The 26,057-nt window shown below is 58.1% G+C and carries 34 protein-coding genes; 29 read left to right on the top strand and 5 right to left on the bottom strand.

Going from position 1 to position 26,057, the window contains the following annotated elements; all coding sequences use genetic code 11:
* Positions 1 to 2: 2 nt before the first annotated feature.
* From sctR to sctN, 5 genes are all read right to left on the bottom strand, one after another.
* Positions 3 to 656 carry a type III secretion system export apparatus subunit SctR gene (sctR, locus tag BLL38_RS15085; protein WP_076963263.1) on the bottom strand — a complete coding sequence of 218 codons (654 nt, stop codon included), beginning with the start codon at positions 654 to 656 and terminating at the stop codon, positions 3 to 5.
* Entirely contained in the window at positions 653 to 1,585 is a 933-nt protein-coding gene (sctQ, locus tag BLL38_RS15080; protein WP_076963262.1) for a type III secretion system cytoplasmic ring protein SctQ, read from the bottom strand. Before sctQ ends, sctR begins: the two co-directional genes overlap by 4 nt.
* On the bottom strand, positions 1,582 to 2,019 hold the full coding sequence (locus BLL38_RS31115) for a type III secretion system needle length determinant (RefSeq protein ID WP_076963261.1): 438 nt from the start codon (positions 2,017 to 2,019) through the stop codon (positions 1,582 to 1,584). Before BLL38_RS31115 ends, sctQ begins: the two co-directional genes overlap by 4 nt.
* Positions 2,020 to 2,708: 689 nt before the next feature.
* On the bottom strand, positions 2,709 to 3,176 hold the full coding sequence (sctO, locus tag BLL38_RS15060) for a type III secretion system stalk subunit SctO (RefSeq protein ID WP_076963258.1): 468 nt from the start codon (positions 3,174 to 3,176) through the stop codon (positions 2,709 to 2,711).
* Positions 3,173 to 4,495 carry a type III secretion system ATPase SctN gene (sctN, locus tag BLL38_RS15055; protein ID WP_076963257.1) on the bottom strand — a complete coding sequence of 441 codons (1,323 nt, stop codon included), beginning with the start codon at positions 4,493 to 4,495 and terminating at the stop codon, positions 3,173 to 3,175. Before sctN ends, sctO begins: the two co-directional genes overlap by 4 nt.
* 193 nt (positions 4,496 to 4,688) lie before the next feature.
* On the opposite strand from sctN, the gene sctW reads away from it, so the two are divergent.
* The 29 genes from sctW to BLL38_RS14910 all read left to right on the top strand — a co-directional run bounded on the left by sctW (position 4,689) and on the right by BLL38_RS14910 (position 26,057).
* On the top strand, positions 4,689 to 5,564 hold the full coding sequence (sctW, locus tag BLL38_RS15050) for a type III secretion system gatekeeper subunit SctW (RefSeq protein WP_076963256.1): 876 nt from the start codon (positions 4,689 to 4,691) through the stop codon (positions 5,562 to 5,564).
* Positions 5,545 to 5,820, top strand: a complete 276-nt coding sequence (locus tag BLL38_RS15045) for a TyeA family type III secretion system gatekeeper subunit (protein WP_076963255.1) — start codon at positions 5,545 to 5,547, stop codon at positions 5,818 to 5,820. Before sctW ends, BLL38_RS15045 begins: the two co-directional genes overlap by 20 nt.
* Before the next feature lie 9 nt (positions 5,821 to 5,829).
* Entirely contained in the window at positions 5,830 to 6,201 is a 372-nt protein-coding gene (sycN, locus tag BLL38_RS15040; protein WP_076963254.1) for a type III secretion chaperone SycN, read from the top strand.
* Positions 6,198 to 6,563 carry a type III secretion apparatus assembly protein SctX gene (gene sctX / locus BLL38_RS15035; RefSeq protein ID WP_076963253.1) on the top strand — a complete coding sequence of 122 codons (366 nt, stop codon included), beginning with the start codon at positions 6,198 to 6,200 and terminating at the stop codon, positions 6,561 to 6,563. The genes sycN and sctX overlap by 4 nt, the downstream gene beginning before the upstream one ends.
* A gap of 8 nt (positions 6,564 to 6,571) precedes the next feature.
* Complete coding sequence (sctY, locus tag BLL38_RS15030) at positions 6,572 to 6,913, top strand: type III secretion apparatus assembly chaperone SctY (protein ID WP_076963252.1); 342 nt, start codon at positions 6,572 to 6,574, stop codon at positions 6,911 to 6,913.
* Positions 6,897 to 9,023, top strand: coding sequence for a type III secretion system export apparatus subunit SctV (sctV, locus tag BLL38_RS15025; RefSeq protein WP_076963251.1), 2,127 nt, complete (start codon positions 6,897 to 6,899; stop codon positions 9,021 to 9,023). Before sctY ends, sctV begins: the two co-directional genes overlap by 17 nt.
* The gene (locus tag BLL38_RS15020; protein ID WP_076963250.1) at positions 9,020 to 9,454 is read left to right on the top strand and encodes an LcrR family type III secretion system chaperone; all 435 of its coding nucleotides are present in this window, start codon (positions 9,020 to 9,022) and stop codon (positions 9,452 to 9,454) included. Before sctV ends, BLL38_RS15020 begins: the two co-directional genes overlap by 4 nt.
* A 42-nt stretch (positions 9,455 to 9,496) precedes the next feature.
* Positions 9,497 to 9,775, top strand: a complete 279-nt coding sequence (locus tag BLL38_RS15015; RefSeq protein ID WP_076963318.1) for an LcrG family type III secretion system chaperone — start codon at positions 9,497 to 9,499, stop codon at positions 9,773 to 9,775.
* Between the two features lie 10 nt (positions 9,776 to 9,785).
* Positions 9,786 to 10,715 carry a virulence-associated V antigen gene (locus BLL38_RS15010; protein WP_076963249.1) on the top strand — a complete coding sequence of 310 codons (930 nt, stop codon included), beginning with the start codon at positions 9,786 to 9,788 and terminating at the stop codon, positions 10,713 to 10,715.
* Positions 10,716 to 10,724: 9 nt separating this feature from the next.
* Positions 10,725 to 11,231 carry a SycD/LcrH family type III secretion system chaperone gene (locus BLL38_RS15005; protein ID WP_076963248.1) on the top strand — a complete coding sequence of 169 codons (507 nt, stop codon included), beginning with the start codon at positions 10,725 to 10,727 and terminating at the stop codon, positions 11,229 to 11,231.
* A complete protein-coding gene (sctE, locus tag BLL38_RS15000; RefSeq protein WP_076963247.1) occupies positions 11,212 to 12,378 on the top strand; it encodes a type III secretion system translocon subunit SseC family protein in 1,167 nt (388 codons plus the stop codon). Before BLL38_RS15005 ends, sctE begins: the two co-directional genes overlap by 20 nt.
* Before the next feature lie 10 nt (positions 12,379 to 12,388).
* Positions 12,389 to 13,279 (top strand): YopD family type III secretion system translocon subunit, encoded by an 891-nt coding sequence (locus tag BLL38_RS14995; protein ID WP_275942353.1) that lies wholly within the window; start codon positions 12,389 to 12,391, stop codon positions 13,277 to 13,279.
* A gap of 122 nt (positions 13,280 to 13,401) precedes the next feature.
* Positions 13,402 to 13,845 carry a type III secretion system chaperone gene (locus tag BLL38_RS14990; RefSeq protein WP_076963246.1) on the top strand — a complete coding sequence of 148 codons (444 nt, stop codon included), beginning with the start codon at positions 13,402 to 13,404 and terminating at the stop codon, positions 13,843 to 13,845.
* 7 nt (positions 13,846 to 13,852) lie between these two features.
* On the top strand, positions 13,853 to 14,098 hold the full coding sequence (locus BLL38_RS14985) for a T3SS regulon translocated regulator ExsE family protein (protein ID WP_076963245.1): 246 nt from the start codon (positions 13,853 to 13,855) through the stop codon (positions 14,096 to 14,098).
* Positions 14,095 to 14,505 (top strand): YscW family type III secretion system pilotin, encoded by a 411-nt coding sequence (locus tag BLL38_RS14980; RefSeq protein ID WP_076963244.1) that lies wholly within the window; start codon positions 14,095 to 14,097, stop codon positions 14,503 to 14,505. The genes BLL38_RS14985 and BLL38_RS14980 overlap by 4 nt, the downstream gene beginning before the upstream one ends.
* A 347-nt stretch (positions 14,506 to 14,852) precedes the next feature.
* Positions 14,853 to 15,668, top strand: coding sequence for a helix-turn-helix transcriptional regulator (locus BLL38_RS14975; protein ID WP_076963316.1), 816 nt, complete (start codon positions 14,853 to 14,855; stop codon positions 15,666 to 15,668).
* Positions 15,669 to 15,786: 118 nt separating this feature from the next.
* Complete coding sequence (locus BLL38_RS14970) at positions 15,787 to 16,620, top strand: T3SS regulon anti-activator ExsD domain-containing protein (RefSeq protein WP_076963243.1); 834 nt, start codon at positions 15,787 to 15,789, stop codon at positions 16,618 to 16,620.
* A 22-nt stretch (positions 16,621 to 16,642) separates the two neighbouring features.
* Complete coding sequence (locus tag BLL38_RS14965) at positions 16,643 to 17,065, top strand: YscB family type III secretion system chaperone (RefSeq protein WP_076963242.1); 423 nt, start codon at positions 16,643 to 16,645, stop codon at positions 17,063 to 17,065.
* Entirely contained in the window at positions 17,053 to 18,882 is a 1,830-nt protein-coding gene (gene sctC, locus BLL38_RS14960; RefSeq protein WP_076963241.1) for a type III secretion system outer membrane ring subunit SctC, read from the top strand. The genes BLL38_RS14965 and sctC overlap by 13 nt, the downstream gene beginning before the upstream one ends.
* Before the next feature lies 1 nt (position 18,883).
* A complete protein-coding gene (gene sctD / locus BLL38_RS14955; protein WP_076963240.1) occupies positions 18,884 to 20,188 on the top strand; it encodes a type III secretion system inner membrane ring subunit SctD in 1,305 nt (434 codons plus the stop codon).
* Positions 20,151 to 20,357 carry an EscE/YscE/SsaE family type III secretion system needle protein co-chaperone gene (locus BLL38_RS14950; RefSeq protein WP_076963239.1) on the top strand — a complete coding sequence of 69 codons (207 nt, stop codon included), beginning with the start codon at positions 20,151 to 20,153 and terminating at the stop codon, positions 20,355 to 20,357. Before sctD ends, BLL38_RS14950 begins: the two co-directional genes overlap by 38 nt.
* Entirely contained in the window at positions 20,357 to 20,611 is a 255-nt protein-coding gene (sctF, locus tag BLL38_RS14945) for a type III secretion system needle filament subunit SctF (RefSeq protein ID WP_076963238.1), read from the top strand. The genes BLL38_RS14950 and sctF overlap by 1 nt, the downstream gene beginning before the upstream one ends.
* Complete coding sequence (locus tag BLL38_RS14940) at positions 20,611 to 20,964, top strand: YscG family type III secretion system chaperone (RefSeq protein WP_076963237.1); 354 nt, start codon at positions 20,611 to 20,613, stop codon at positions 20,962 to 20,964. The genes sctF and BLL38_RS14940 overlap by 1 nt, the downstream gene beginning before the upstream one ends.
* Positions 20,961 to 21,542 (top strand): YopR/YscH family type III secretion effector, encoded by a 582-nt coding sequence (locus BLL38_RS14935; RefSeq protein WP_083743066.1) that lies wholly within the window; start codon positions 20,961 to 20,963, stop codon positions 21,540 to 21,542. Before BLL38_RS14940 ends, BLL38_RS14935 begins: the two co-directional genes overlap by 4 nt.
* Positions 21,542 to 21,880 carry a type III secretion system inner rod subunit SctI gene (sctI, locus tag BLL38_RS14930; RefSeq protein WP_076963235.1) on the top strand — a complete coding sequence of 113 codons (339 nt, stop codon included), beginning with the start codon at positions 21,542 to 21,544 and terminating at the stop codon, positions 21,878 to 21,880. Before BLL38_RS14935 ends, sctI begins: the two co-directional genes overlap by 1 nt.
* Positions 21,877 to 22,626 (top strand): type III secretion system inner membrane ring lipoprotein SctJ, encoded by a 750-nt coding sequence (gene sctJ, locus BLL38_RS14925; RefSeq protein WP_090413028.1) that lies wholly within the window; start codon positions 21,877 to 21,879, stop codon positions 22,624 to 22,626. Before sctI ends, sctJ begins: the two co-directional genes overlap by 4 nt.
* Positions 22,626 to 23,267 (top strand): Yop proteins translocation protein K, encoded by a 642-nt coding sequence (locus BLL38_RS14920; RefSeq protein ID WP_076963234.1) that lies wholly within the window; start codon positions 22,626 to 22,628, stop codon positions 23,265 to 23,267. Before sctJ ends, BLL38_RS14920 begins: the two co-directional genes overlap by 1 nt.
* Complete coding sequence (locus BLL38_RS14915; RefSeq protein ID WP_076963233.1) at positions 23,246 to 23,929, top strand: HrpE/YscL family type III secretion apparatus protein; 684 nt, start codon at positions 23,246 to 23,248, stop codon at positions 23,927 to 23,929. The genes BLL38_RS14920 and BLL38_RS14915 overlap by 22 nt, the downstream gene beginning before the upstream one ends.
* Positions 23,930 to 24,137: 208 nt before the next feature.
* On the top strand, positions 24,138 to 26,057 hold the full coding sequence (locus BLL38_RS14910) for a patatin-like phospholipase family protein (protein WP_278045912.1): 1,920 nt from the start codon (positions 24,138 to 24,140) through the stop codon (positions 26,055 to 26,057).

Here is a 26,057-nt window from a genome sequence, read left to right as displayed (position 1 = left end):
TCTCAGCCTCCGTAACTGATGACAAGGCCGTGGGTCAACCGCGCCCAGCCGTCCAGCAGGACAAACAACAACAGTTTGAACGGCAAGGAAATGGTCATCGGTGAAACCATCATCATCCCCATGGCCAGCAGGATGTTGGAAATGATCAGGTCAATGGCAATGAAGGGCAGGTAAATCAGAAAGCCGATTTCAAAGGCGCGGGTCAGTTCACTGACCGTGAAGGCGGGCAGCAAGATGAGCAAACTGTCGGGTTCGAGTCGATCGGCATACTCGCTGGGCCAGACCTGGCGGGTACTGTCGACGAAGAACGCATGTTCACGGGCCTGGATCTGTCTCTTCAGAAAGGACCGATAAGGCTCCATGCCTTCATCGAGGAACTGTTCCACCGACTGGCTGTTGTTCAGGCTGACATCGTGGGTGCGCAGATAGTCGCGGGTCGCGAAACCGACAGGAGCCATCACGTACAGGCTCAAGATGATTGCCAGGCCATACATGGCCATGTTCGGTGGAATCTGTTGTACGCCCAGCGCGTTGCGAAGCAGTGAGAAGACCACCGTCATCTTGATAAATGAGGTGGCCATGACCGCAATGAAAGGTAGCAATGCCAGCAGCGCCAAGCCAAAGATCAGACTGAGTTCGTCAGGCAATTGAATCATGCGGGCAGATCCTGCAGCAGGCGGTTGACCCGTACACCAAGGCGATCCTGAATACTCACCAGCTCACCCGTTCCCACGCAGCGATGGTTGACCAGGATCCGCACTTCGCCGTCGAGCGGCGAGGCGAGGTCAATCAGTGACCCCGGTTGCAGGGTCGCGAGACTGTGCAGATCGAGCGTCTGACGACCGACTTCGAAGCTGACCTGAACGGGCAGTTGATCAAGGTGGGTCAGCTCATTGGGGGTTTCGAGGGGGGCATCATTGTGCATGGCAAGCAGTTCCAGTTGAGATTCATGGTGGCGAAAGTGCGCCCAGGGGCGATCTTCGACGACACCGAGCAAAGGGCTCGTAGCGTCGTGGCGTGCAGGCAGCAAGAGCAGGTCCCCGGTAGCCAATGAGTGCAGTTGCGCGGGGAGTAGACTGATCGGCCCCCATTGCAACGAAAGCCGCAACAGAACCGCGTTCAGCTCTGCGAGCGGGCGGGCGGGCACGCAGGCAAGTACCGCGCTTGGGTCACTCTCCAGCCATACAACCAGGTGTTGTGTACCGCGTGTCAGGGTTAATGCCAGTGTGGGCGTGCCGAGATCGGGGTCGTCGGTGCACGGCTGTATGCTCTTCCAGGTGAGCCCTGGCAAAACGACGCTTTCCAACTCCAGCAACGCCAATTGCAGTGGCAATGGCAGGCTGCTGAGCGCCGCTTCTTGCAGGTGGGGTTCAAGCCACGCGGCCAGGGGGACGCTATGGCATCGCCAATGCAACAGCAAACCTTGCCAGTGGAGGCTCAGTCGTACATCCAGCGAGTCGGGCGGCACAAGGATCGCCAGGCGGGCCTCCCCCTGCGCGAGTGGATAGCGGCGGCGGCAACGACTGAGTTTTTGTTGCAGGGCCAGTTCCCGGGCGGCGGCCCGAGGAAGCCTCAGGCTGCTCATGAATCCTGCTCCCACTCGTCATACACATGCCGGCGTTGTCGTGAGCCCTGATCACCGCCATGTTGCTGTTGAGCAAAAGTCAACTGGATCGGTTGGCCCGGGTGCAGGCGTTGCAAGCGTTCCATCAGGTCGCCACGGGCAAGTTGGAGTTGCAGCAGGCTACCGGGGCTGGCCTGTATTTCGACATGCAATTGCCCGCGTGAGTGGTTGAGCTGAACATCGACCTGGCCCAGTTGTGCCAGATTTACCTGAAGCCGCGTACTGCTGCCATTACGGGACTCGCCAGCCTGGATGTGCACCTGCAGGGTTTGCGCCAGTTTGTCGAGGTCCCTGCTGAACGACGGTTGCTCAGTGGTCTTCAGCAAGCGTGCCAGCAGTTTGTCGCCCGGGGTCTGGTGGGGGCCTGAGGCGAGCTTGGGGTCTTCGTCCGCCACATCGAAATGCGCCTGTTCATCTTGCTCGCCAGAGGAGTTTTGTTGATCAGCAGGTGCTTGGACGGGGGCTCTAGTGGCAGGAGCGTTTGGTGCTATGGACAGATTTTGCTCCGGGCTCTTTAGAGGCGCTGTGGTGTTGTCACGCTGGTTCGTAGTCGTCAAAGGTCGGTCGGTCGCTGGTACAGGCGCGGTGGTCGCCGCTGTGGGAGACGGCCTGGTAGTTTCTGTGGAAGACGGTGTGGTCGCCGCTGTGGACAACGGTGGGGTAGTCGTCGTGTGAGACGGTTTGGTAGTGACTGTGGAAAACGGTGTGGCAATGGCTATGGGAGACTGCAGCATGCAGGCCTGGTCAGGCTCACGGTGTTCGCCGCTTTCCTCATTCGTGGCCTGCCCGCCCGGCGTGTCGGGTTTCGGTGGCAGATCAGGGATGGTCTCGCGCCCCTTGGGATTGGCCGGTTCAGCTGTTCTGGCGTCCTCATCCTGCGGGCTGCAATTGTCCTGAAGCGTTTTTTCGGGTGCGCGGTTACCGAACTTACGCGATGCGTCGATCAGGCGTCGTTCTATCACATCGGGTCTGCTGCCCAGCGCCCGCTCGAATTCGGCCTGGCAATTTTTGTCCGAGGCTACGAGTGCCGGGAGCGATGACGGTGTAAAGACATCTTGTGGCCTATCTGGTGGGGAAATTCTGCTCATGAGGCGGCCTCGGTGCGACGGAACTCTTCGAGTTCTTGTTCTTCTTTGAACTCAAGCAGCATCAACTCCTCAGCGAGGGCGTGGGCGTTCAGCTCGTTGAATTTTGCGACTTGCTGCTGAGCCTCCTGCAACTGGCGCCTGCTCAGGCGCAGGCGTTCGCGCTCCTGGGCCAGGGTTTGCGCCTGTTCGGCGATGGTCTGTTCCAGTGCTGCTTCCTTTTCTCGCAAGCGGGCAACCTGCTGCTGCCATTGCTCCAGTGTTTTGCGGTTTATGGGTTGTGCCTTGCATTGCTCGAACAAACGGGTTTCTTGCGCCTGGCGCCACTGCCGGTATTGTTTGTGATCAGCCAGTGTCGTTTGATGGAGGCGCTGCGCCTCGCCGACCCGCAACTCCTGGCGCTGCAATGCCTGTTCCGCACGCTCGACGCGCAAGCGCTTGATGCGCAACAAAGTAGGGAGTGTCATCGGGTCAGGCTCGCCAGTTGTTCAAGGCAATCGGGCAGGTCACTGGGTTCATGGGTGCCTTGGCGCAGCCAGGCACGAATGGCGTCCATTTTTTCGATGGCCCGATCGGCGACCGGATCCTGACCTTTCTGGTACTCGCCGATCTTGAGCAACAACTCGACTTCTTCGTATCGGGCCAGCCACTCGCGCAACTGGTTGGCGGCATTGCGATGCTCAGGGGTCACTATCTGGTTCATGACTCGGCTCACCGAGCGCAGTACATCGATGGCCGGGTAATGGTTGGATGCCGCCAGCTTGCGCGACAGGATGATGTGCCCATCGAGAATCGAGCGGGTTTCATCCGCTACCGGCTCAGTCATGTCGTCACCTTCGACCAGCACGGTATACAGCGCAGTGATGGAGCCTTTATCAGATTGGCCGGCGCGCTCCATCAGCCGCGGCAAGGCGGCGAATACCGACGGGGGAAAGCCGCGCCGAGTCGGCGGCTCGCCAGCGGCCAGGCCGATTTCGCGTTGGGCCCTGGCAAACCGGGTGACGGAGTCCATCAGCAGCAGCACACGTTTACCCTGGTCGCGAAAGTACTCGGCAATCGTGGTGGCAACAAAGCCGGCCTTGGCGCGCTCCATTGCCGGTCGGTCAGAGGTGGCGACTACCAGTACCGAGCGTTTGAGGCCTTGCTCGCCCAGATCAGACTCGATGAATTCACGCACCTCACGCCCGCGCTCACCAACCAGCGCCAGCACAATGACGTCGACGTCCGCGCTGCGCATCAAGGTCGCCAGCAGAGTGCTTTTACCGCCGCCGGCCGCGGCGAAAATCCCCATGCGTTGTCCTTCGCCGCAAGTCAGCAGGCCGTCGATGGTGCGAACACCAAGGGAAATGGGGCGCTCGATCAGATTGCGGCTCATGGGGTCGGGCGCATCGCGGTAAACCGGGTACCACGCAGCGGGCTCACCCAGGCTGCTGCCATTGAGCGGCTGGCCCAGGCCATCAAGCACCTGGCCCAGCAAGTGATCGCCGACGCCTACCTGGTGCATGGTGCCGGTCGGGCTGACCTCGGTGTTCGAGGAGACACCAAGCATTTCGCCCAGAGGGGTCAGGAGGGCCTGATGTTGCTGGAAACCAATGACTTCAGCCATCAGTGACAGCGAGTGGTCGGGGTTGCGCAATTGGCAAAGCTCACCGATGCGCGCACCGGGCACCACTGCTTTGAGCAGTGTGCCGGTGACTTGCGTGACCCGGCCGCGGATTTGAATCAGCCGACATTTATCGATGGCCTGCAGCATCTGGCCGGTGATGTGTTCGAGTGAGAGGTGCATGGTCGACTTGGGTATGGGGCTAGCGGCCACTATAGATAAAGGCCCGCTTCGGTAATTTCAGTCCCGGTCGCAAGTTTTTAGAAATTGGTTGGTGTAATGCCTAAAAAAAAGCGACCGATTTTGGCAGAGGCAACCGTAGTCCCATTCCTACAATGCCTGTCATGCGTATGTTGTCGGCAAGTGAGTACCCTGTATGGCCATTATTCAGAGCGTTATCCCCGCAGTGTCAGTGCCGGATCGACAGGCTGAGCCGGTCATTGCACGCGACAGTCGACTGACCGGGAATTTCCAGGGGGAGCGCGTGCAATACATCTCCACCAGTCAGGCGATGGCCGACGCGGCGGAAGAGCTGACCTTCGTATTCTCCGAACGAGTAGAAAAATCTCTGGCCAAGCGCAGCGTCAGTGATGGTCAGGCGCGCCTGAGCGAAATCCTCGAAATGCTTGAGGAGTACCTCAAGAAAGTGCCTGATCTTGAGGCCCGACAAAAGCTCGAAGCGTTGGTTGCGCACCTCGGCAGTGGCCAGTTAAGCAACCTCGCGCAGCTCAAGGCTTATCTCAAGGGATTCTCGCGCGAGGTCAGCCACCAGTTTGTTGCACTGACCTATGCACGCCAGGAACTGGCCGGTAAAACCGCTGCCCGGGCGATGGTCGAGCTTATCGACCAGGCGTTACTGGAAATGGCCCAGGAGCATGGCCAGGCCATCGAGCTGGGCTTGCAGATCGGGCCGTTGGCAAAGGCGGCGGCGGAGCAGGGCGTGGGCGATATCCAGTCACTGCGTGACACCTATCGCGATGCCGTCATGGACTATCGCGGTCTGAGCGCGGCGTGGAACGACATTAATGCGCGGTTCGGCAGTTCGATGCTCGAAGGTGTGGCGGGATTCTTGATGAAAGCCTTGAGTGCCGACCTCGATAGCCAGCAGACCCGGCTCGACCCGGTCAAGCTCGAACGGGTGATGAGCGACATGCACAAGCTGCGGGTGCTGACGAGCATGTCGGATCAGGTCAATGCATTGTGGCAGGCGCTGGTGACGGGGGAGCGAGGTCATGGCATACGGGCCTTCTGATCTGATGGGCGGGCTGATTGGGCTGATCGACAAGCGCTGGGCGAGTGTCCAGGACGTGCAGCGATTGATCGTGCCGCTGGGGATCAAGGACGCTGCGCGACAGATCCATTTCTTTCGTGAGATCAAGCGGCTGGTGCGCCTGATCCCTACGGAAATTTTCACCGATGAGGAGCAGCGTCAGAACCTGCTCAATGCCTGTCAGCTGGCGCTGGATCTGGCTATTGACCAGGAAGAAGACGAATGGCAAGCACAATGAGTGAGCAGCATGCACTGGATTGACCAAGCATTGGCGCAGTTCTGTCAGGACCTGGGTGTGGTCGTACCGACCCCGTTGGGGGCGCTCATCCAGCTGGAGTTCGAGGAAACCGGCACGCTGCAACTGGAGCAGCACAACCGCAAGTTGACCTTGTGGCTGGCTGTTGATCTGGAGTGGCATCAGGTTCATCAGGGCGCGGTGCGTGCCTTGGCGATGGTATTTAGCCGCACCGGGCCTGAGCTGCCACTGCGTTGTGGATGGGCTGGTGACACACGCCTACTGCTATTGATTACCCTGGATGAGCGGCGCGTCAGCGCATTGGTTTTGCATCAGGCGTTGCGCACATTGAGTGCGGCGCGCCAAACGGTGCTTGCGCCGTGAGTCGGATCAGTGCCCCGCACATCGGCATTGAGCACCTGACTGAGGTTGGCGATCAGCATTTCGCATCGGGCTTGCCCGAGCGCTATGTGCTGCCACCTGACGGCCATTGCATTGAGGCCCATCTTGATAATCTGTACCCGGCAGATCTCGCCGGACGTCGTTTGCAGGCGTTTGCCTGCCCCCATGAAGGTTTCCACGCATTACTCCGGCCACAGGCATTTCGCCAGGCCCTGACCGACCTCAAACAGCAGGTCTGTTCATCTGATGCGCCCGAGTTTCAGGCGCTCTCGGCGCTGTTGCAAGCGCGTAGCGAAGATGAGTACTTGCTGCAGATGGCCCTCCATTTGCTGCACAAGGTATGACCCCACCGATGATGTTGAAACCGATACAGCAAAGCCTGTTGCTGTTGCTTGGCTGGCTGCAGCTGCAGTGCGGCCAGCCAGCGCATGCGCGGATATTCCTTGAGGCCCTGTTAGCCGTTGAACCGACTCATCGTCAGGGGCGTCGGGCGCTGGTGATGGCACTGTTGCAACTGGAGGCGGGCGAGCAGGCCGAGCAACAGTGTGATCGGTTGTTGTCTGAAGGCGAGGAAGACTTCGCGCTGTGGGACTGCGTCAGTCGTGCGTGCCATTTGCAGGGGCGTCTTGGTGATGCGCGCGTGGCGCACGAGCGCTTCCTGAGCCTGCGGGAGGCCCATGAACCGGCTCGCTGAATTTTTGAGACTGGCGGGCGAGCGCCAGGACATCATGCTGGCGGTGATGCTGCTGGCGGTGGTGTTCATGATGATCCTGCCGCTGCCGCCGTTTCTGCTGGATATCCTGATTGCAATCAACATCACAGTGTCGGTGGTGTTGATGATGATGTCCGTCTATATCAGTTCACCGTTGCAGTTTTCGGTGTTCCCTGCGGTGCTGTTGATAACCACCTTGTTCCGGCTGGCGTTGTCGGTCAGTACGACGCGCATGATTTTGCTGGAGGCCGACGCGGGCCAGATCGTCTACACGTTCGGCAACTTCGTCGTGGGCGGCAATCTGGTCGTGGGTTGCATCATCTTTCTGATCATCACCATTGTGCAGTTCCTGGTAATCACCAAAGGTGCCGAGCGTGTCGCTGAAGTGAGTGCGCGGTTTTCTCTGGATGCCATGCCCGGCAAGCAGATGAGTATCGACGGCGATATGCGCGCCGGGGTCATCGATGTCAATGAGGCGCGTGACCGGCGTGCGGTGATCGAGAAAGAGAGCCAGATGTTCGGCTCAATGGACGGCGCGATGAAGTTTGTCAAAGGTGATGCGATTGCCGGCCTGATCATTATCTTCATCAATATTCTGGCCGGTATCACCATTGGTGTTACCCAGAAGGGCATGACTGCAGGCGACGCCTTGCAGCTCTATTCGGTGCTGACCATCGGCGATGGCATGGTCAGCCAGGTGCCGGCCCTGTTGATTGCCATTACCGCCGGGATCATCGTGACCCGGGACTCCTCGGACGGTACGTCGGATCTGGGCAGTGACATCGGTGATCAGGTGGTGGCCCAGCCCAAGGCATTACTGATTGGGGGGGTATTGCTGCTGTTGTTCGGGCTGATTCCCGGGTTTCCCACCGTCACTTTCATGCTGCTGGCGGTACTGGTGGGTGGGGGTGGTTACTTTATGTTGTTGCGTCAGCGCGGGATGGCTGCCGAGGGTAATCCAAGAGATTTACCAACCTTGCTGGCGCAAGGTGCGGGAGTGGCCTCATCGGCCAAGCCCAAGGCCAAGCCCGCGGGCAACAAGTCCAAGGGCACACGGCTGGGGGATAAGGAAGAGTTCGCGATGACCGTGCCCTTGCTGATCGATGTGGGGGCTAGCATGCAGCAGGAGTTGGAGGCGTTCGCACTCAATGATGAGCTGGTCAGGGTGCGGCGTGCGCTCTATCTGGATTTTGGTGTGCCGTTTCCGGGTATCCATCTGCGTTTCAATGAAGGCTTGAAAGACGGTGAATACCTGATTCAGCTGCAAGAAGTGCCGGTGGCCCGTGGGCGCTTGCGCAGCGAACGGCTGCTGGTGCAGGAGCGCGCCACTCAACTGGAGCTCATTGGTGTGCCCTTTGAAGAAGGCGAGCCGGTGCTGCCGGGCAAGCCGACTCTGTGGGTGAGTACCGAGCACCAAGGTCGGCTGGAACGATCCGGCTGCGCCTTCCTGAGCATGGATCAGGTGCTGACCTGGCACCTTTCCCATGTGTTGCGCGAGTACGCCGAAGATTTTATTGGCATCCAGGAAACCCGTTATCTGCTGGAACAAATGGAGCACAGCTATTCGGAACTGGTGAAGGAGGCCCAGCGCATCATTCCGCTGCAACGCATGACTGAAATTCTCCAGCGCCTGGTCGGTGAAGACATCTCGATCCGCAACCTGCGCGCGATTCTGGAAGCGATGGTGGAATGGGGGCAGAAAGAGAAGGACGTGGTGCAGTTGACCGAATACATCCGCAGCAGCCTCAAGCGCTACATCTGCTACAAGTATTCGAGCGGCAACAACATCCTGCCGGCCTACCTGCTGGACCAACAGGTCGAAGAGCAGATCCGTGGAGGCATCCGCCAGACCAGTGCCGGCAGCTATCTGGCGCTCGATCCGGCGGTCACCCAAGCCTTTCTCGAACAAGTCCGGCAGACCGTCGGCGACCTCGCGCAAATGCAGAGCAAGCCGGTGCTGATCGTGTCGATGGACATTCGCCGCTACGTGCGCAAGTTGATCGAAGGCGATTATTACGGCTTGCCGGTGCTCTCCTACCAGGAGTTGACCCAGCAAATCAACATTCAGCCACTGGGCCGGGTGACGTTATGACGCGCGACCCTTTGGTGGGCTGGCTACAGGCACACGGGCATGACACCCGGCCACATTTCTTGCGTCACAGCACACTACCGCTGGGCCGCAAGTTTGTGTATGGCGGCTGCGAACTGGCCTGGCGCTGTGAAGGGGGACGGGTCTGGATCGTCATGCTGCGCCGGGTCGACGGGCGCCATGGCCTGGTCAATTCTTTTGCCGCGCTACATGTGTTGGCCGAGGCGGTTCTCGCGGTGTTGGGCGCGCAAGCCAAGCTCTACGGCAAGGTGCAGGCGATGGCGGACAGCCCGCTGGATGGCACGCGGATGGCGCGTTTCTATCGTCGCTGGACTGGCGCAGCCGAACTGCAGAGCGGTTGGTTCGAGCTGGCGGCCGGGCAGGTGTGTTCGCTACGAACCATCAGAAAACGACAAATAATCGACCGTACCTGACAGGAAGCCAGGCGCTCTATCCCTACTATAGGAGCCATGGATATGTACGACGAACCCTACGCAAAAACCCTTCAGGCTGCCGAGCAGGCCATTGAAGATAATGAGCACCGTGAGCGGTTGCTCAGTGAACTGTGGGAAGGCCTGGCGTTGCCTGCCGAGGTCCGTGACCGGGTCTTTCGCTCACCGGACCAGGCACTTGTACAGAGAGCAGAACAAGAGCTGTTGCAGGAAGTGCGGCGGATGCGCATCAGCCGCCCACCGGTTGCCGATGAAGGAAAACGACAACGGCGTCCGGCGTCGATGCGTGGACTTGTGGTGTAAGGAACCTCTTATGGATATCAGGCATTACCAGCAAGACCTGTCGGGGTTCTTGAATACGTTGCAGACGCTTCCAGCCGATCATTTGCGCGGTCGCGCAACGGATGCACTGGCAGAGCTTAGGGCACTGGTCAGTAACCGCAGCGTCAGCTTTACCCATGCCAACCAGACTCTGTCGGATGCCCAGGTAGAAAAGTTGCTGGCCTATTTTCTGCCGCCTGAATCGAACTTGAAGGGCAGCCTGTATGAGTTGCAAATCAAGTCCGGGATCGAGTCGGTCAAGCAACTGATCAACCAGTACGCCGATGCGAAGCCGGGGCAGCCCTGGCCGTTGAAAGAGTTCCTGGCCAAGGCGCATTTCGGCCTGACCAGTGACCGGATCGATGATGACGTGCGGGGCGTTTATGAAGAGGTTCTGTTGATACAGGATGGCAAGCGTACCGCGCTGCGTGATGACCTCAAGGTTCTGACTGCCGAGCTCAACATCTACAGCAAGATCCAGTCGCAGATCAACGCGAATCTGGCCGCTAAAAAAGAGATCACAATCGAGCCGGGACTCAACCTGTTCGATCGCACCTTATACGGCTACCCCGACGACAAGAGCTGGCAGGCCAGTGCGGAATACACGCTGCTGACAGGGCTCGACACCTATCGCACCGGCACGCTGAGCATCAGAAGCTTCCTCAGTGGCGCACCGAAGGACAGTGGGGCGATGAACCCCGATGACTTACTCAAAAAGTACGATTTCAAGGACGAGAACAACCCCATCGCCAACTTCGCCACGACGGTGGGCGACCGCTCCCGCCCGATCAACGACAAAGTCAGTGAGAAGACCACGCTGTTGAACGATGTCAGCTCTCGCTACAACTCGGCCATCGAGGCCCTGAATCGCTTCGTTCAGAAGTACGACAGCATGATGCGCGACATTCTAAATGCCATATAGGAACGGTTGATGAGCCAGCAAGAACACGATGTGTCTGAGGAATACGAGAAAGAACTGGAAGCGTTTTTGCGCGATGGCGGCACACTGGCCATGCTCAGGAACATCTCCAGCGACAGCCTTGAGCAGCTCTACTCCCTGGCGTTCAATCAATACCAGGCTGGCAAGTGGGATGACGCCCACAAGATTTTTCAGGCGCTGTGCATGCTTGATCATTACGACGTTCGGTTCTTTTTGGGATTGGGCGCGTGCAGGCAGGCTATGGGGCAGCTAGAGCTGGCATTGCAGAGCTTCAGTTACGGCGCGCTGATCGATATCAACGAGCCCAGATTTCCATTTCATGCTGGCGAGTGTCACCTGCGGTTGGGTGATCTCGACGGGGCCGAGAGTGGCTTCTACTCGGCTCAGGCCTTGGCCGCAGCACAGCCGGCACACTCGGTTCTGGCCGAACGTGCAGGCGCCATGTTGGAAGCCGTACTAGCGAGAAAGGATCAACCTAATGAATCCGATAACGTTTGATCGCGTTGCGCTTGCCACGGGGAGCGTTGCTGCAAGCGATCCCGTGGGGCGCCCACGCAATGATCGTGGGGGGGAGGCGCTAACGGTCTCCCGGGTCGAGTCGGATGGCCGATCGGCCGTCACGTCTCAAGGGGTGCAATTGACTGCGCCGTCGGCGGCCAGTCAGCAGCGCCTGGAGGTCGGGACTCGGGCGGACATCAACCGCCTGGTGCAGTCCGTGCGCCAGGATACCGGGCTGGCCCAGCGTTTTGTCGCTGAAACGGCTCGGTTAGGCGTGGCGCGGCTCAGCTCGGTGGAGGATTTCGAGATTGAATTGGCCAAACTGACTGGCGAGCTGGAGTCCACGCAAAAAAAGCTCAAGCTTGAAGAAATCAAGATGGCGCGTGAGCAAAACCTGCAAAAGATCGAGGAAAACCAGAAGAAGATTCTGGAGGCGACCGAGGCTGCAAAAGAAGCCCAGAAGTCTGGCTTGATAGGTAAGATTTTTGGCTGGATCAGTGCCATTGCCTCGATCATCGTGGGTGCCATTCTGGTAGCGACGGGTGTCGGCGCGGCCGCCGGAGCACTGATGATCGCCGGGGGCGTAATGGGTGTCGTTTCCCAGGCTGTGCAACAAGCGGCGAAGGACGGATTGATCAGTAAAGAAGTGATGGAAAAGCTCGGACCGGCTCTGATGGGGATCGAAATCGCCATCGCTGTGATGGCTGCGGTAGTCAGTTTCGGGGGGGCTGCCGTCGGGGCGGTCGCCAAGGTGGGTGCAAAAATCGGTGGCAAGGCTGCCGAGCTCACTGCCAGTCTAGCCGGCAAAGTGGCGGATTTGGGGAGCAAGTTTGGCAACGTGGCCAGTCAGTCTCTGTCCCATGGTGCCAAGCTCGGGATGCAGATTTCCGACATGACCCTGGAGGTCGCCAACGGTGCGGCGCAAACCGCCAACTCGGCGTTTCAGGCCAAGGCTGCCGATAAACAGGCCGATGCCCTGGAGACGCGCTCCGAGCTCACGCAGTTTCAGGCCGTCATGGACAAGCTCAAGGAAGAACTCAGTCGCATGGTCGAGTCTTTTTTGCAGGTCATGGAGCAGATTTTCCAGATGATCAATGCAAAGGGCGACACCCTGCATAACCTTTCCAGCCGTCCTGCGGCTATCTGAGGAACACATCATGATGATTGAAACAGGCTATGGCGCTCACGGGCTGGGTCAGATTGGCAATACTCAGTCGCTGGAAAAAACTCAAGCAGGCGTACGAACCGAAACAGTTCACAGCGCGAATACGGCACTGCCCGGCGAATCGAAGAAGAGCTTGGGTGTCGACCTGATAGCGCCGAGGCAAGTGTTCAAGCCCGAGGGGCTGGGCAGGGTCAGCAGTGAACTCAATGGCAGTGTGGAGCTGATGGTGCTGTTGTTTCGCATCGCGCAGAAGGCCCGCGAGCTGGGGATTATCCAGCGCGACAGCGAGAACACCTCGATCATCAATGCGCAGAAGTCCCAAGTGGACGAAATGCGCAGCGGTTCGAAGCTGATGATTGCGATGGCGGTGATCTCCGGTGTGATGGCCCTGGCATCGGCGGTTACCGGTGCCATTGGTGCGGTCAAGAATGGCAAGGCGATCAGCCAGGAAAAGGTCCTGGAGGGCAACATTGGTCGGCGCAACGAGCAGATCGACGCGAAGATGCTGGAACTGGGCAAAACCTCGAAGGCTGATCGCATTGAGGTCGGCCGGGAATGGGCCAAGGAGCAGGCGGCCGATACCCGTGCGCTCAAGCTGGCTGGGCAGGGCGTGGATAACCGCAATGCCAAGCTGCAAAGCATCAATGGCGTGAACCAGGCACTTGGGCAGATGTCCAGCAACTCGGTGCAAGTCGAGCAAACGGCTATTCAGGCCAACGCCAAGGAAGATGAAGTCAGCGCGTCAATTGCCCAGAGCGAAAAGCAGAAGGTCGAAGACCAGGTGAGCTACAACGCCAACTTTATGAAAGAGATGCTGCAACTGCTTGCGCAGTACACCCAGAACCACAATCAGGCCTGGCGGGCCGCCGCTGGCGTGGCTTGATCTGATCTTGATATAGGAAAAAAGCCACAGTGATGTGGCTTTTTTCTTAAAAGAAAAGCCCGTCAGTGACAAAACCCGCTCATGTCAGGGTGCTAGCATTCGCCTAGTTCGAGGGGACGTGCATGGATTTGAGGATCAGGGTCAACCGGCTGCTTGCCGAGTTTGCCAATCGCAGTGGCCTTCCCGCTTTGTCGCTGGATGAAGAGGGAATAGCCAGTCTGCTGTTTGACGATAAGTTGGGCGTGACGCTGGTGTTACTGGCAGGACGCGAGCGCTTGGTTATGGAAGCGGATGTGGCGGGAATCGAAACGTTCGGCGACGCAATCTTCCGGCAGTTGGCGAGTTTCAATCGGTACTGGTATCGCTTCGATCTGCATTTTGGTTTTGATGAGGCAGCAGGCCTGGTGCAGCTATACGCCCAGATACCCGCGGCTGAGTTGACCCTGGAACGTTTCGAGGCCACCTTGGCCAACCTGCTTGATCACGCCGAGTTTTGGCAGCAATTGCTGCCGGGATATGAGGGTGGCGACCAAACAATATCCAAGCCCGCCGGTATGAGGGTTTAAGTGAGTCATGAAGATAGAAAGCACTGGCATTTCACCAGCGGCCACGAGTGACGGTGCGCCAATATCTGGAAGCTTTGCCGGGCGCTCGTTCAGTCAGGTGCCCAGTCGCCAGGAGGGAGGCATCAGCGTTGCGCAGTTGGGTCGCTGGCTGGCGGTACAGGTGGAGGTCGATCAACAGAGTGAGCAACATTTGCAGCGTTTGGTCGATGGCGAGATTGCCCCTCTTTATGAGCGCAAGGTTCGTCAATCATGAGGAAGACGCTGCTATTCAGCGTTTTTCTTGCCTTGGGGGGCTGCGTCAGTGTGCCTTCGCCGCCGGCACCGTTGATTGATGTGAGAGGGCAGGTGCGCACACCTTCACCGATTTCACAACCTGCCTACGTCAGTGTGCGGCTCTACTCGGTGATCCAGCAGCAGCTGCGGCTGGTTGCCCAGGCTCGTTATCGGGTGACGGCGTTGCCGTTGCACTTTGCTTTTCGTCTGATGCCGACGCAGGTGGTCGGTGGCAGCTTGCTGGTGCGCAGTGAGCTGGCCTGGTCAGATGACGGGGCTGTGCAGTCGAGAAGTTGGCAGTCGGTGGTGCCTGGTGAAAATATGAATATGCAGCTTGGGCAACTACCCTGCTATCCGAAGTGCACTATTTCGGTGGCGACGAAATGATCTTGAAATATTTTGTATTTATTTAGCGCCTATTAAAATAGAAGGGTGTTTCGATAGGTGGGTAACTAAATAAATTTATCGGGGCTTCGTCTAGTTAAGAGTAATTACTCTAGTGGCTATGATTAATTGCAAGGACGGTTGTCATTGAGTTAGTCATCCTGACTTCATAGAATCAGTGCAGTGTTTGAGCCAAGAGATAGAGAATCCGCCACTGCTAGATTCCAGGCTCTCGCGTCACAGGATTCAAGCGCAAAATCGTCGCGCAGCAGTATTTAGAAGTTGAGTTTCGTACGATGCCTACTTGGGCACCGTACAAATGGTATGTGCAGGTTCGGGGTCACAATAAAATGCAAGGTGCCAGCACACGTGCTCGGAAACAGATAAAGCTGTGCCGGTGGTCTATTCCGACGTTTGAGTTTGTATCGAACGGTGAGGAGGGGATTTATATCCTTATCGAGGGGCAGGTCACGGTTCAAGATTGTAATGCGACAGTTTGTCTCATGCCTGGCGAGCTATTGTTTGCGCGCAGAGGTAACTATGTCGTGAGTACGGGCGAACACGATTGTGTTTTACTTTGGATCCCATTATCGGTTCAGTTTTTACAAAAGTTTGTTCAGCGTTTTGGTTCTTTATTGAGTGAAGTAGAGCGCTGGGATGGGCCGGGGGTTAGTCTCATTGCGTTTGCCAGTACGCCGTTGATGGCGGACTGCATAAAGGGGCTTGAAGGGCTGATGGTGCATGAGCACCCACCGATGCTGGCGTTGTTGCGCGTCGAAGAGTTGTTGATGCTGTTTGCTTTCAGCCCCCAGGGCCCGGCGCTGATGTCAGTATTGCGTCAGCAGGGAAGTCGGCACGTCGAGCGTTTACAGGTGTTCATGGAGCAGCACTACCTCAAGGAGTGGCGGCTCTGCCAGTTTTCCCGGGAGTTCGGAATGGGCTTGACCACGTTCAAGGAGTTGTTCGGGTCGGTCTATGGCGTTTCTCCCCGAGCGTGGATCAGTGAGCGGCGTATCCTCTACTCCCATCATCTATTGCTTAACAGCGAAATGAGCATTGTGGACATCGCAATGGAAAGCGGTTTTTCCAGCCAGTCTTACTTCACTCAGAGCTATCGTCGTCGTTTCGGGTGTACTCCCAGTCGTTCAAGACAAGGAAAAGAATAGCGGCGGACTAAAAAAAAATGACGTTTTTTGCAAGTTTGGTCCGTTGCTCCTCAGTAAGATTGGTCGCAGTGGAAGACGCTGACGGGTGTGCTACGAAACGAGATAGTCAAGGCAGAAGATGAGCCAGGAAGACCAAAATCAAACCCCTCAAGCTGGTATTTTTGCTGGTCGTCGGGTGTTTGTAGTAGGCCGGGATGCCCGCGGTCGAGGCCGGGCAGCTGGGTGTGTATCAGTCAGTGTGTACCGTGAGTCGGGAATTATTAGTGTGCGACAGTTGATCTTGTTGCAACGCTTGCTGCCGCGTGTACGGCTGGAGCAACTGTTCCAGTCCAATTGGCTGCAACAACGCTTGGCCCGTGGCATGGCGCTCGAACGCGGGGATATTCAATTGGTACTGCGCCAGGCTCGCGCCCAGGGTGAGGACTGGTGCAATTGGTTGGGCGACCGGATCAATCTGGCCTCGACTCAGGCCCTCATCGATTGGGTTCTGCTGCCGGTATACAGCTGGTGGGAAAGCCTTTTTGATGAAGCGGTATCCAATTGGCGCCTGGCATTGATCGAGTACGAAACACAGGCACGCCAGTTACGGATCAAGGCCGAGTTCTGGCGCTTGGTCGGAGAAACCAATGCGCAATTAGCCCAACAGGAACTGGCCAAAATCGCTCAATGTCGGGCAAAGACCGACGCTGAAATTGCCAATATGGTACGCAAGCTGGGCGCGATCTCCGAGCAGGCACAGCTGGCCTGGCCCAATTGGCATCAAGGCATGTCCATGTTGCTGGCTGACGGCAAGCTCGATGGTTTTTCTCCTGTCCCGGTGGTGTTGAGCCCTCTGTGGGAGCCGCTGGCCAGGCTTGACGACGACGCGGGTGCCGCGGATGTCGTTCAGCACTGGCTGTATGAACGTAGCCTGTGCCAGGCGAACGACCACTTTTATTGGCAAGGCTCCTGACTGCCGGATACGCCGAGGAATCATGGAACATTTACTGACTGGATTGGCCGCACGCACGGGCCAAGGGGTTTTTGTGGCCGATCAAACAGGTCGATATCACCTGCGGATCGACGGTCACAGTCTGTTTTTACAACGTCAGGGGGCTGATCTTGTGCTGTCCAGCCCGCTGAACTGGCAAGTTCAGCACTCATCTGCGGCTGAACGTGAAGTGTTGCTGAACCTGTTAGGCCAGGTCACCCGATGGAGTCGACGCTATCCCCAGGCGTTGGCCACCGATGAACAGTCAAACCTGATGCTTGAAGCGCGTCTGGAATTCGCCACCCTGGAACTGGACGACCTGGAGAGAGCGCTATCGGCTCAGGTCGCGATTCTGGAAACGATCAAGCCAGAGCTGTTGATTGCAGGCCTGGAACCGCAGTGGAAACAAACTTTATGGCGTCCCTGAGTGTTTCGCGGTCCTTGAGCCTGGTCTTTGCATTGCTATGGACCGGAACCGCCCAAAGCCAGGATCTGGATTGGCCACAAATCCCCTACAACTATATCGCCCAGGGTGAAAGCCTGCGTGATGTCCTGGCCAATTTCGCGGCTAATTACGACGGCTCGGTGATTGTCAGTGACAAGGTCAATGATCAGGTCAGTGGGCGTTTCGATCTCGATGATCCTCAGTCCTTTGTGCAACTGATGACTTCGCTCTACAACCTGATCTGGTACTACGACGGTGCTGTTCTCTACGTATTCAAGGCCACCGAAATGCAGTCGCGGCTGGTCAAGCTGGAGCAGATCGGCGAAACCGAACTGAGGCAGGCACTGGAAGCTGCAGGTGTCTGGGAGCCGCGATTTGGTTGGCGATCGGACATGCGCGGGCGGTTGGTGTACGTCTCCGGCCCCCCACGGTATCTGGATCTGGTGGAGCAAACGGCCCTGGCTCTTGAGCAGCAGCACGCTCTGCGTATTGAGAAGACCGGAGACCTGGCCGTGGAAATCTTTCCGCTCAAGTATGCGGTCGCCGAGGATCGGCGAATCAAGTATCGCGAAGACGATATTGATGCACCGGGTGTGGCGACCATTCTTGCTCGCGTGCTGAGTGACGCTAACGTGGTGTCGGTGGAAGGCGGACAGGACAGTCCTCGATTACCGACGCAGTCCGGGCGAGCCGTAGTTCAGGCTGAGCCCTCGCTCAATGCCATTATTGTGCGCGATACCAAGGATCGCATGCCGATGTACCGGCGCTTGATCGCGGCGCTGGATCGTCCTTCGGCGCGAATCGAGGTCGGTTTGTCGATTGTCGACATCAACGCGGAAAACCTCGCCGAACTGGGCGTGGACTGGCGCGTCGGTATAGGCGTCGGCCCAAACAAGCTGATCGACATTCGCACCACCAGCCAGAACATTAGCGGTCAGGGCAACGCCAGTCCTGGTACCACGCGCGAGGCCGGTGCCAGCCTTGTGGATAGCCGGGGGCTGGATTACCTGCTTGCCCGCATCACCTTGCTACAGAGTCAGGGGCGCGCTCAGGTCGGCTCGCGGCCGACCGTGCTGACCCAGGAAAACACCCTGGCAGTGATTGATCACAGCGAAACCTATTATGTCAGCCTTCTTGGTGAGCGGGTGGCTGAACTCAAGGCGATCACCTACGGCACCATGCTGAAACTGACGCCGCGGGTCATCCAGTTGGGTGACAAGCCGGAAATCAGCCTCAGCCTGCATATCGAGGACGGTAATCAGAAACCCAACAGCTCAGGGGTGGGTGGGCTTCCCACTATCGCCCGCACCGTGGTCGATACCGTGGCTCGCGTGGGACACGGGCAGAGTCTGTTGATCGGCGGTATCTACCGTGATGAGCTCAGCGAATCCATGCGCAAGGTTCCGCTGCTGGGCGACATTCCGTATCTGGGAGCGTTGTTCCGGTTCAAGTCCAGTTTCACCCGTCGCTCGGTGCGGCTGTTTCTGATCGAGCCGCGCTTGATTGACAACGGGCTAGGCCATTTCGTGGCGTTGGGCAGCAAGCGTGGCTATATGGATCCATTGCTCCAGGTCGATGAGCTGTCGAACCAGAGTCTTTCGTTGCAGAAATTGCTCGGGACTGCGCAGTGCCAGGAACTGGGTCAGGCCCGCGAGCTCCAGCACGTGCTGGCACAGGCAGGCAAGGACTCTTCGCTGATGGCATGCAGCCTGGGCAAGGACACCACGGGCTGGCGTATTGCCGAGGGTGCCTGCATCGAAGGTGTCGAACAGTGCGTCCGCGCACCGAAGAAGCCCTGACATGGGTTGGAAAATTCGTTTCTATAGCGGCCTCAATCAAGGGGTTGAAGTACCGCTGGCTGAAGGGCGGGTAGTGATCGGTTCCGATCCGCTGCAAGCCGATCTGGTGCTGGTCGATGAAGGTATTGCTGCGATCCACTTGGTGCTCGATGTCGACCCGCAAGGTGTACGCCTGTTGGAGTGGGCCGAAGGTCATCAGCCACTTCAGGAGGGGCAGCCGCTGGCGGGTGGCAGCGCGTTGCAGGCACTGGTCCGCCAGGCTTGTGGGCCGCTGCTGTGGGCCTATTGTGCTCAGGAGCGGCAGTTCTGCGAACAGCTGCCTCTGGCTGCCAACCCTCACGAACGGCGCCTGGCGCAGCCGCGAGTGCGTTGGGGTGGGCGATTGCTGCTTGGTATCAGTGCACTGTTGCTGGCAGGTCTCATTGCTTTGCTTGGCGCCCCCTGGTCGTCTGGCAACGCTGGGATGGCCAGCGAGGACCCGGTCGTGGCCTTGCGCAGTTTTTTACGTGATCGCCAGTATCAGTTTGTGCAACTCGGTGAGCCTCAGGGCAATGGCAGTATTGCGCTCACCGGTTATCTGGAAGACAACCGCACGCGGCTGGCATTGCAGCAGTACCTGGAACGTAGCGGCCTGACGTACCGGCTCGACGTACGCACCCTGGAAGAGATTCGCCAGGGGGTGGAGTTCATCTTGCAGAAATTCGGTTATCGCCAGGTACGCACGGCCAATGGGGACCAACCCGGCTGGATTCGCCTCACCGGTGAACTGGCGCTTGAGGATGAGCATTGGCTGCAAATCGACAGTTTGCTCAAGGTCGATGTACCTGGCTTGCTGGGAGTGGAAAACCGTGTGCGGCTTGCCGGATCGCACCTCAAGCGGCTCGATCAGATGCTTGCCGACTCGGGTCTCGACGCGGTGCTGGCTTATCAGGACAAAGGTGAGCGAATTGAAGTGCGCGGGCAACTTGATGAGCCTCAACTCAGCGCGTTCTACACGTTGCAGCGTGATTTTCGCCAGGAGTTCGGCGCACGTCCGGCCCTGGACCTGGTGAGTCGTAACAAACGTGGCAGCACCGATGATCTGGAGTTCGTGGTGCGTTCGGTGTCCTTCGGCAAAGTGCCGTATGTGGTGCTGAGCGATGGTCAGAAATACCCGGTCAATGCCTCTACTGCGCAAGGCGTGAGGGTGCTGGCGATCAATGTCGACACCGTGATCGTCAGCCGTGGCAAACAACAATTCATCATCAATCTAAAGGGGGAACCGCTCAATGATGACGGTTTTGGAGGAGCGTCTGTGCGCCGCTGACACGGACTTTGAACAGCAGATACACGCGCAACTGCAACAGGCCAGGGCCTGCGTCAAACGTCGTTTGATCGGCGGCAGTGATCCTCAACAGTATCGGCAATGGCAGATGGAAGCTCAGGCAGTCGAGGCCGCCATCAGCCTTCTCAACACCCTCAAGGGAGCTTCATGATGGCATCGATCTTTACCAATGACAGTAGCGTCAACACGCTCGACAAAGTCGCGGAAAACCTCAAGGACCAGGCCAACAACGCCAACAAGGAGGTCGGTGATGCGATTGCCGCTCTCAAGGACTCTGCGGATAACCCGGCGCTGCTGGCCGAGTTGCAACACAAACTCAACAAATGGTCGGTGATCTACAACATCAACTCAACCGTCACCCGTTCGATGAGAGACCTGATGCAAGGCATCCTGCAGAAAATCTGATGATGGACAGTTCATTGAAAGGGCTGATGGCAGAACTAGCCCTGGCCGGTAGCGGTCATCACTGCCACGAAGAAGCACAGCACATTGCCAACTGGCTTGAACAGGTCGAGGGGCAGGAGGAGGCCGCGTGCCTTATCCGTCTATCCAGCCTGATGAACCAGGGACATTACCAGCAGGCGCTGGTGCTGGGCGAGGGCAAGCCGTGGCCGGCACTTGCGCCCTGGCTGGCGTTATGTGAATGGCGGCTGGGCTTGGGCACCGCGTTGGATCGGCGCCTGGCCGAGCTGGCGGCGAGCGAAGACCCGCGGCTGCAGCAGTTTGCCCAAGGCATGCGTGACCCGGAGGGGGGATGAACCGGATCGACTCGGCGCCCGGGCAACTGCCGCCTCATGAGGCACGGGACACTCGACCTGCGTTACCCGCCGAGCCCGGTCAGGCACAAGCATTTGACGCGGCAATGAAACCGGCTGCGGTGTCGCCGAGGCCTGTCTCGATTGACGGCCCCTTGCAACTCTGGTTGCACGGTGCGGATCTGACAACGGCACTGACAGGTATGGATGCCCGGCAGCAGCGTGACGCCGTGTGGAAGTGGTATCGCCAGGATCTGCCGGAATCGGCCGAAGGGCGTCGTGGTGAACTGCTCAACTGGCTGATGCAGGGCCTGTCGGATCGCTTGCTCGTGCGCTTTGGGCAACAACAACTGGGGCTTGAACAGGATCGTCTGGCACTCAAGGACATGCTCAAGGAGCAGGCACCGTTCGGCAAGCAACAAGAAACCCTGTTGCTCAACGTACTGAGTGAGGTCAAGGGCGTCGAGGGCAGTGACTACCTGCAGGCGATTGTGCGCCGCGAGTTGCAGATCCTGATCCCTGTGAACGCAATGATCAAAAACATGATGAGCTTCACCCACTCACCCGATTTGGAGTCGTGATGGACGTTAGTCAGATAAGTCAGGTCACTGTCGCCAATCTCGATGATCTCAAGGCACCCCAGGCCAATGCCGGGCAAGTCACCGATTTTGAACGGGAGATGGGCAAGGGCGGTGAGAGCCTGGGAGGTAATTTGCTCAACGAAATCGGGCAGCTCAAGGAACGTTTTTCCCAGGCCAAGCATGAACTTGAGGTCGAGCTTTCGACGCCAGGCGACGACCCGGGCAGCCTTATGCAAATGCAGTGGTCGCTGATGCGTATCAGCATGCAGGAGGAACTGATAGCCAAGACGGTAGGGCGCATGAGTCAGAACGTCGAAACGCTGATGAAAACCCAATAAGGTGCTGTGTGAAGAGACTCAATCGAATTCTGATGGTGCTGGCCGTGTTACTGCTCACCGCTTGCAAAGTCGAACTCTATGCCGGTATCAGCCAGAAAGAAGGCAACGAAATGCTGGCGTTGCTGCGCACCGAAGGAATCTGGGCAGCCAAGCAGCCCGACAAGGACGGCAAGGTCAAGTTGCTGGTCGAGGAGTCCGATATCGCTGAGGCGATTGATGCACTCAAGCGCAAGGGCTATCCGCGCGAGAGTTTTTCCACGCTCAAGGATGTTTTCCCCAAGGAGGGATTGATCTCCTCGCCGGTCGAGGAGCGAGCGCGGCTTAACTACGCCAAGGCCCAGGAAATTTCCCGAACCCTTTCTGAAATCGATGGTGTACTGGTCGCTCGGGTGCATGTAGTGCTGCCTGAAGACCGCGATGGCCTGGGTAAAAAATCGTCGCCTGCCTCGGCGTCGGTATTTATCAAGCATGCGGCGGATATTCAGCTCGACGCCTACATTCCGCAGATCAAGCAATTGGTGAACAACGGCATCGAAGGCTTGAGTTACGACCGCATCAGCGTCGTGCTGGTGCCTTCGGCCGATGTGCGGCAAGTTCCGCTCGCCCCACGTTATGAAACAGTCTTCTCGATTCAGGTGACTGAAGAATCGCGCAGCCGGTTGCTGGGGCTGTTCGGGCTAATGGTGGCACTGCTGTTGGTCAGCAACCTCGGGCAATATGTGTGGCAGCGCAGCAGGCTTTCGTGATGACGTTGCTGTTGACGCCCTACCAGCTACGGTTTTGCCCGGCCCGTTACATTCACCCTGCACGCCTCCCATCTTCGCTGGCGGGCCTGACCGAAACCCTGGACCACTGGCGCCGGCACAGGGGGATCAATGCATGGCTGCTCAATGAGTTTGCGCTGGGCATCGAGTATGAATTGCCACCCATGCTCGGCGGTCTCGCGTTTTTTGAGCAGGCCGCGCTGGAAAAGACTCTCGGTTATCTGGGCGCACTGCTGCATGGTCACGCGATTCGGCAAGTGCTGGACGCGCAAAGCCTGCGGCGGGTTCACGCTGCGATTGGCGAAGCCGGGCATCGTTACTGTCTGGAACAACTGGAACTGATTATTGGCGCCTGGCCGCAAGGCTGGCAGCAACCGTTACCAGCAGGAGAACTGGTTGATTGCCTGCGCCAGCGCGCGCTGGAGTTCTGGCTGCTGGCCTGTGATGACGCATCATCGGGATTTTCCAGGCGCCTGGCTTTACGCCTGGCGCCTGGAAAATCCCAGTTATTGGTGCCCCCTCAGCGTTGGCATGTCAGTAACAGCCAGCGTCCATTGGCCCAGGCGTTGTGTCTGAAAATCGCCCGACAAGTGAGCCCGCAATGCTTCCATTTATTGAAATAAAAGCATCTGAAGTTCGCCTCGCACCGGATCAGGTTCTGCTGCGCAGTGCTGACTATCAAGACTATCTGACGGCAGGCGAGTTGGTTGAAGTCGCCCGCAAACGTGCCGAGGAAATCGAGCGTGCTGCCCATGATGTCTATGAGCAACAGAAGGCGTTGGGCTGGCAGGCCGGCATCGAAGAGGCGAACAAGCGTCAGGCTGTGCTGATTCAGGAAACGCTGTTGCAGTGTCATCAGTATTACCGCGAGGTCGAGCAGCAGATGGGCGGTGTGGTGCTGCAAGCCGTGCGTAAGATCCTTCAGCATTACGACAATATCGAGCTGACGTTACAGGTGACACAACAGGCGTTGTTGCTGGTCAGTAATCAGAAACAGGTCATTTTGCATGTGCATCCGGATCAGGTACTTGAGGTGCGCGAGCAGATTTCCCGAGTGCTCAAGGACTTCCCGGAGGTGGGCTATGTCGAGGTCGTCGCCGATGCCCGACTCGACCAGGGTGGCTGCATCCTTGAGACCGAGATCGGCATCATTGACGCGAGCGTTGGCGGCCAATTGGGGGCACTGGAAGCCGCCTTGCAGCAAACGTGGCAGCATGAAGCGCGAGCGCCTGCCCCTTCGATCGACAGACAAACTGAAGGGCAATCACTGGAAACGCTAAATTGATAAAAAAACGTCTGATACTGAAAAGGCCGGAAAACCCATTCCCTTAGTATTTGCTCCAGTCAACAACTGACTTGCCCCAGGAGCCTTTATGCTAATTCCGTCTTCAGTCAACGCACTTGCCGCTACCGGCCGGCCGCAGGAAATTACGCCGCCCAAGGATCAACCACCGCCCAAGGCCAGGTTGTCTACGGACCCTGTGGGCCAGGGTTTGACGGCGGCACTCAAGAGCAGCATCGGTGTAGCCGTCAGTGCGCAATTGCCGGATATCAGCCGGGCTGCCCTGGTGGCACCGCAACCCGAAGGCGCGTCGCAGTTGATCGCCGAAGGCGCGGGGAAGCGGCAGGTCACGCTGCGCAGTTTCGAGAACGGTGTCACCGAGGTCAAACTGACCCGGCCACCGTTGACCGGTCTGGTTCTCAGTGGCGGTGGTGCCAAAGGCGCAGCGTATCCAGGCGCTATTTCAGCACTCGAAAATAAAGGAGCGTTGGACGGTATCAAGAGCATTTCCGGATCTTCGGCTGGGGCAATCACAGCGGCATTATTGGCGTCCGGGATGAGCGCTGGTTCGTTCAAGAGCCTGTCCGATAGCATGGACTTGATCTCCCTGCTCGACAGCGGCAAAGGCTGGATGAAAAAGCTCCAGCATCTTAACTCTGGCCTAGGCAAGTTGATAACCTTCGGCAACAACGGCGTGGTCGCCAGCATTGTGCGCTTGCTGTACAACATCCTCCCGCGCATGGGGTCAGAAGCAGCGCCACTGGAAAAAGTCCTGCGCACGGAGTCCAGCAAGTCCGTACTGAACCAGATTGCGGCCCATCCTGAGGTCGCTCGGCAGCCCGCCGTCAATGCTATTGTGCAAAAACTGCAAAAGGGCGGCGCAGTCACCTTCAGCGACCTGTCCGTGCTCAGCAGGCAGATCCCGCAGATCAAAGAACTGAACATCACCGGCACGGCAATGTATGAAGGCCGTCCGCAGTTGGTGGTATTCAATGCCGACCTGACTCCCGACATGGACATCGCCCGCGCCGCGCACATCTCCGGTTCGTTCCCGCTGGTGTTCAAGCAAATGGGCGAAACCAACCATCCGTTCCAGGCAGAGAACGAGCGTACCAAGTTCCAGGACGGTGGCGTGATGCTCAACGTTCCGGTAGCGGAAATGATTAACCAACAGTTCTCGAACAGCCCGCTACGTCAAGATGACAACCTCATTCTCAAGTTTCCTGAGGACGCAGTTCCCCAGAAGGGGCCTAGTCAGTACCGCCCCAGTGTTTTCGAGTGGGTTGTAGGGGCTCCGTTGGGCGCACAAGCGGCATTGCAGGCGCGCGGGCTCGCTGTGCTGGAGGACCAGACCGTCGTGGTGCCACTCAAAACAGAGTCGGGGGACTACAGTGGCATGCTCAGCGGAACCCTGAATTTCACAATGCCCGATGGCGTCAAGAACGAACTGCAATCGCTGTTGCACAAAGAGGTCGGCAACCACCTCGATAACCGTTTGCAGGCCCGTGAGGCCCACACGTTTGCAACCATGGAAAGCGCGCTACTGGCGTTGGACGATGAAATGCTTGCCAGCGTTTCGGCGCAAGAGCCGGTTCGTACGGCGGATGTCGTGCAATTTAGGCGGGCGGCGACGCAGGCTTTTTCCGAACTCACAGTGGCCATCCTTTCGGCCAAGGACATGAAACTGTCCGACGGCATAAATTCGGCTTTGGCGCGCCTCGATACGTTGGCGTCGACCCCGGAACGCAAGGCATGGGTAGCCAATACGCTGAACAGTACCGATAACACCGACCATCAGCGCTTGTTGGGGGCCTTGCGCAACACGCCTGTGGAGTCGCCGGTATTGAAAGCTGCGGTCGATGAAATGCGCAGACGTGATGTGGCGGTGATCGCCGACAACATCCGCAAAGAAGTGATTCTGCCGTCCCTCTATCGCGTTGGCCAGCCAGCCTCCAACGTCGCGCTGCTCAATCGTGTCGAGCACAGCCTGATGCGTGCGATAAGCCCGGCCCAGATCAATCAGGCCCTGGACGATCTTATCGATAACTACGGCGCACGAAACAAACCCTGGAGCAAACCGTCGAGCTCCACCACTGTCGAAATGGCCAAGGCCTGGCGAATTGCGGAGTAA

It is taken from the genome of Pseudomonas gessardii (genome assembly GCF_001983165.1).
GTDB classification, from domain to species: domain Bacteria; phylum Pseudomonadota; class Gammaproteobacteria; order Pseudomonadales; family Pseudomonadaceae; genus Aquipseudomonas; species Aquipseudomonas gessardii.
This window is presented reverse-complemented; position numbering and strand designations above follow the sequence as displayed.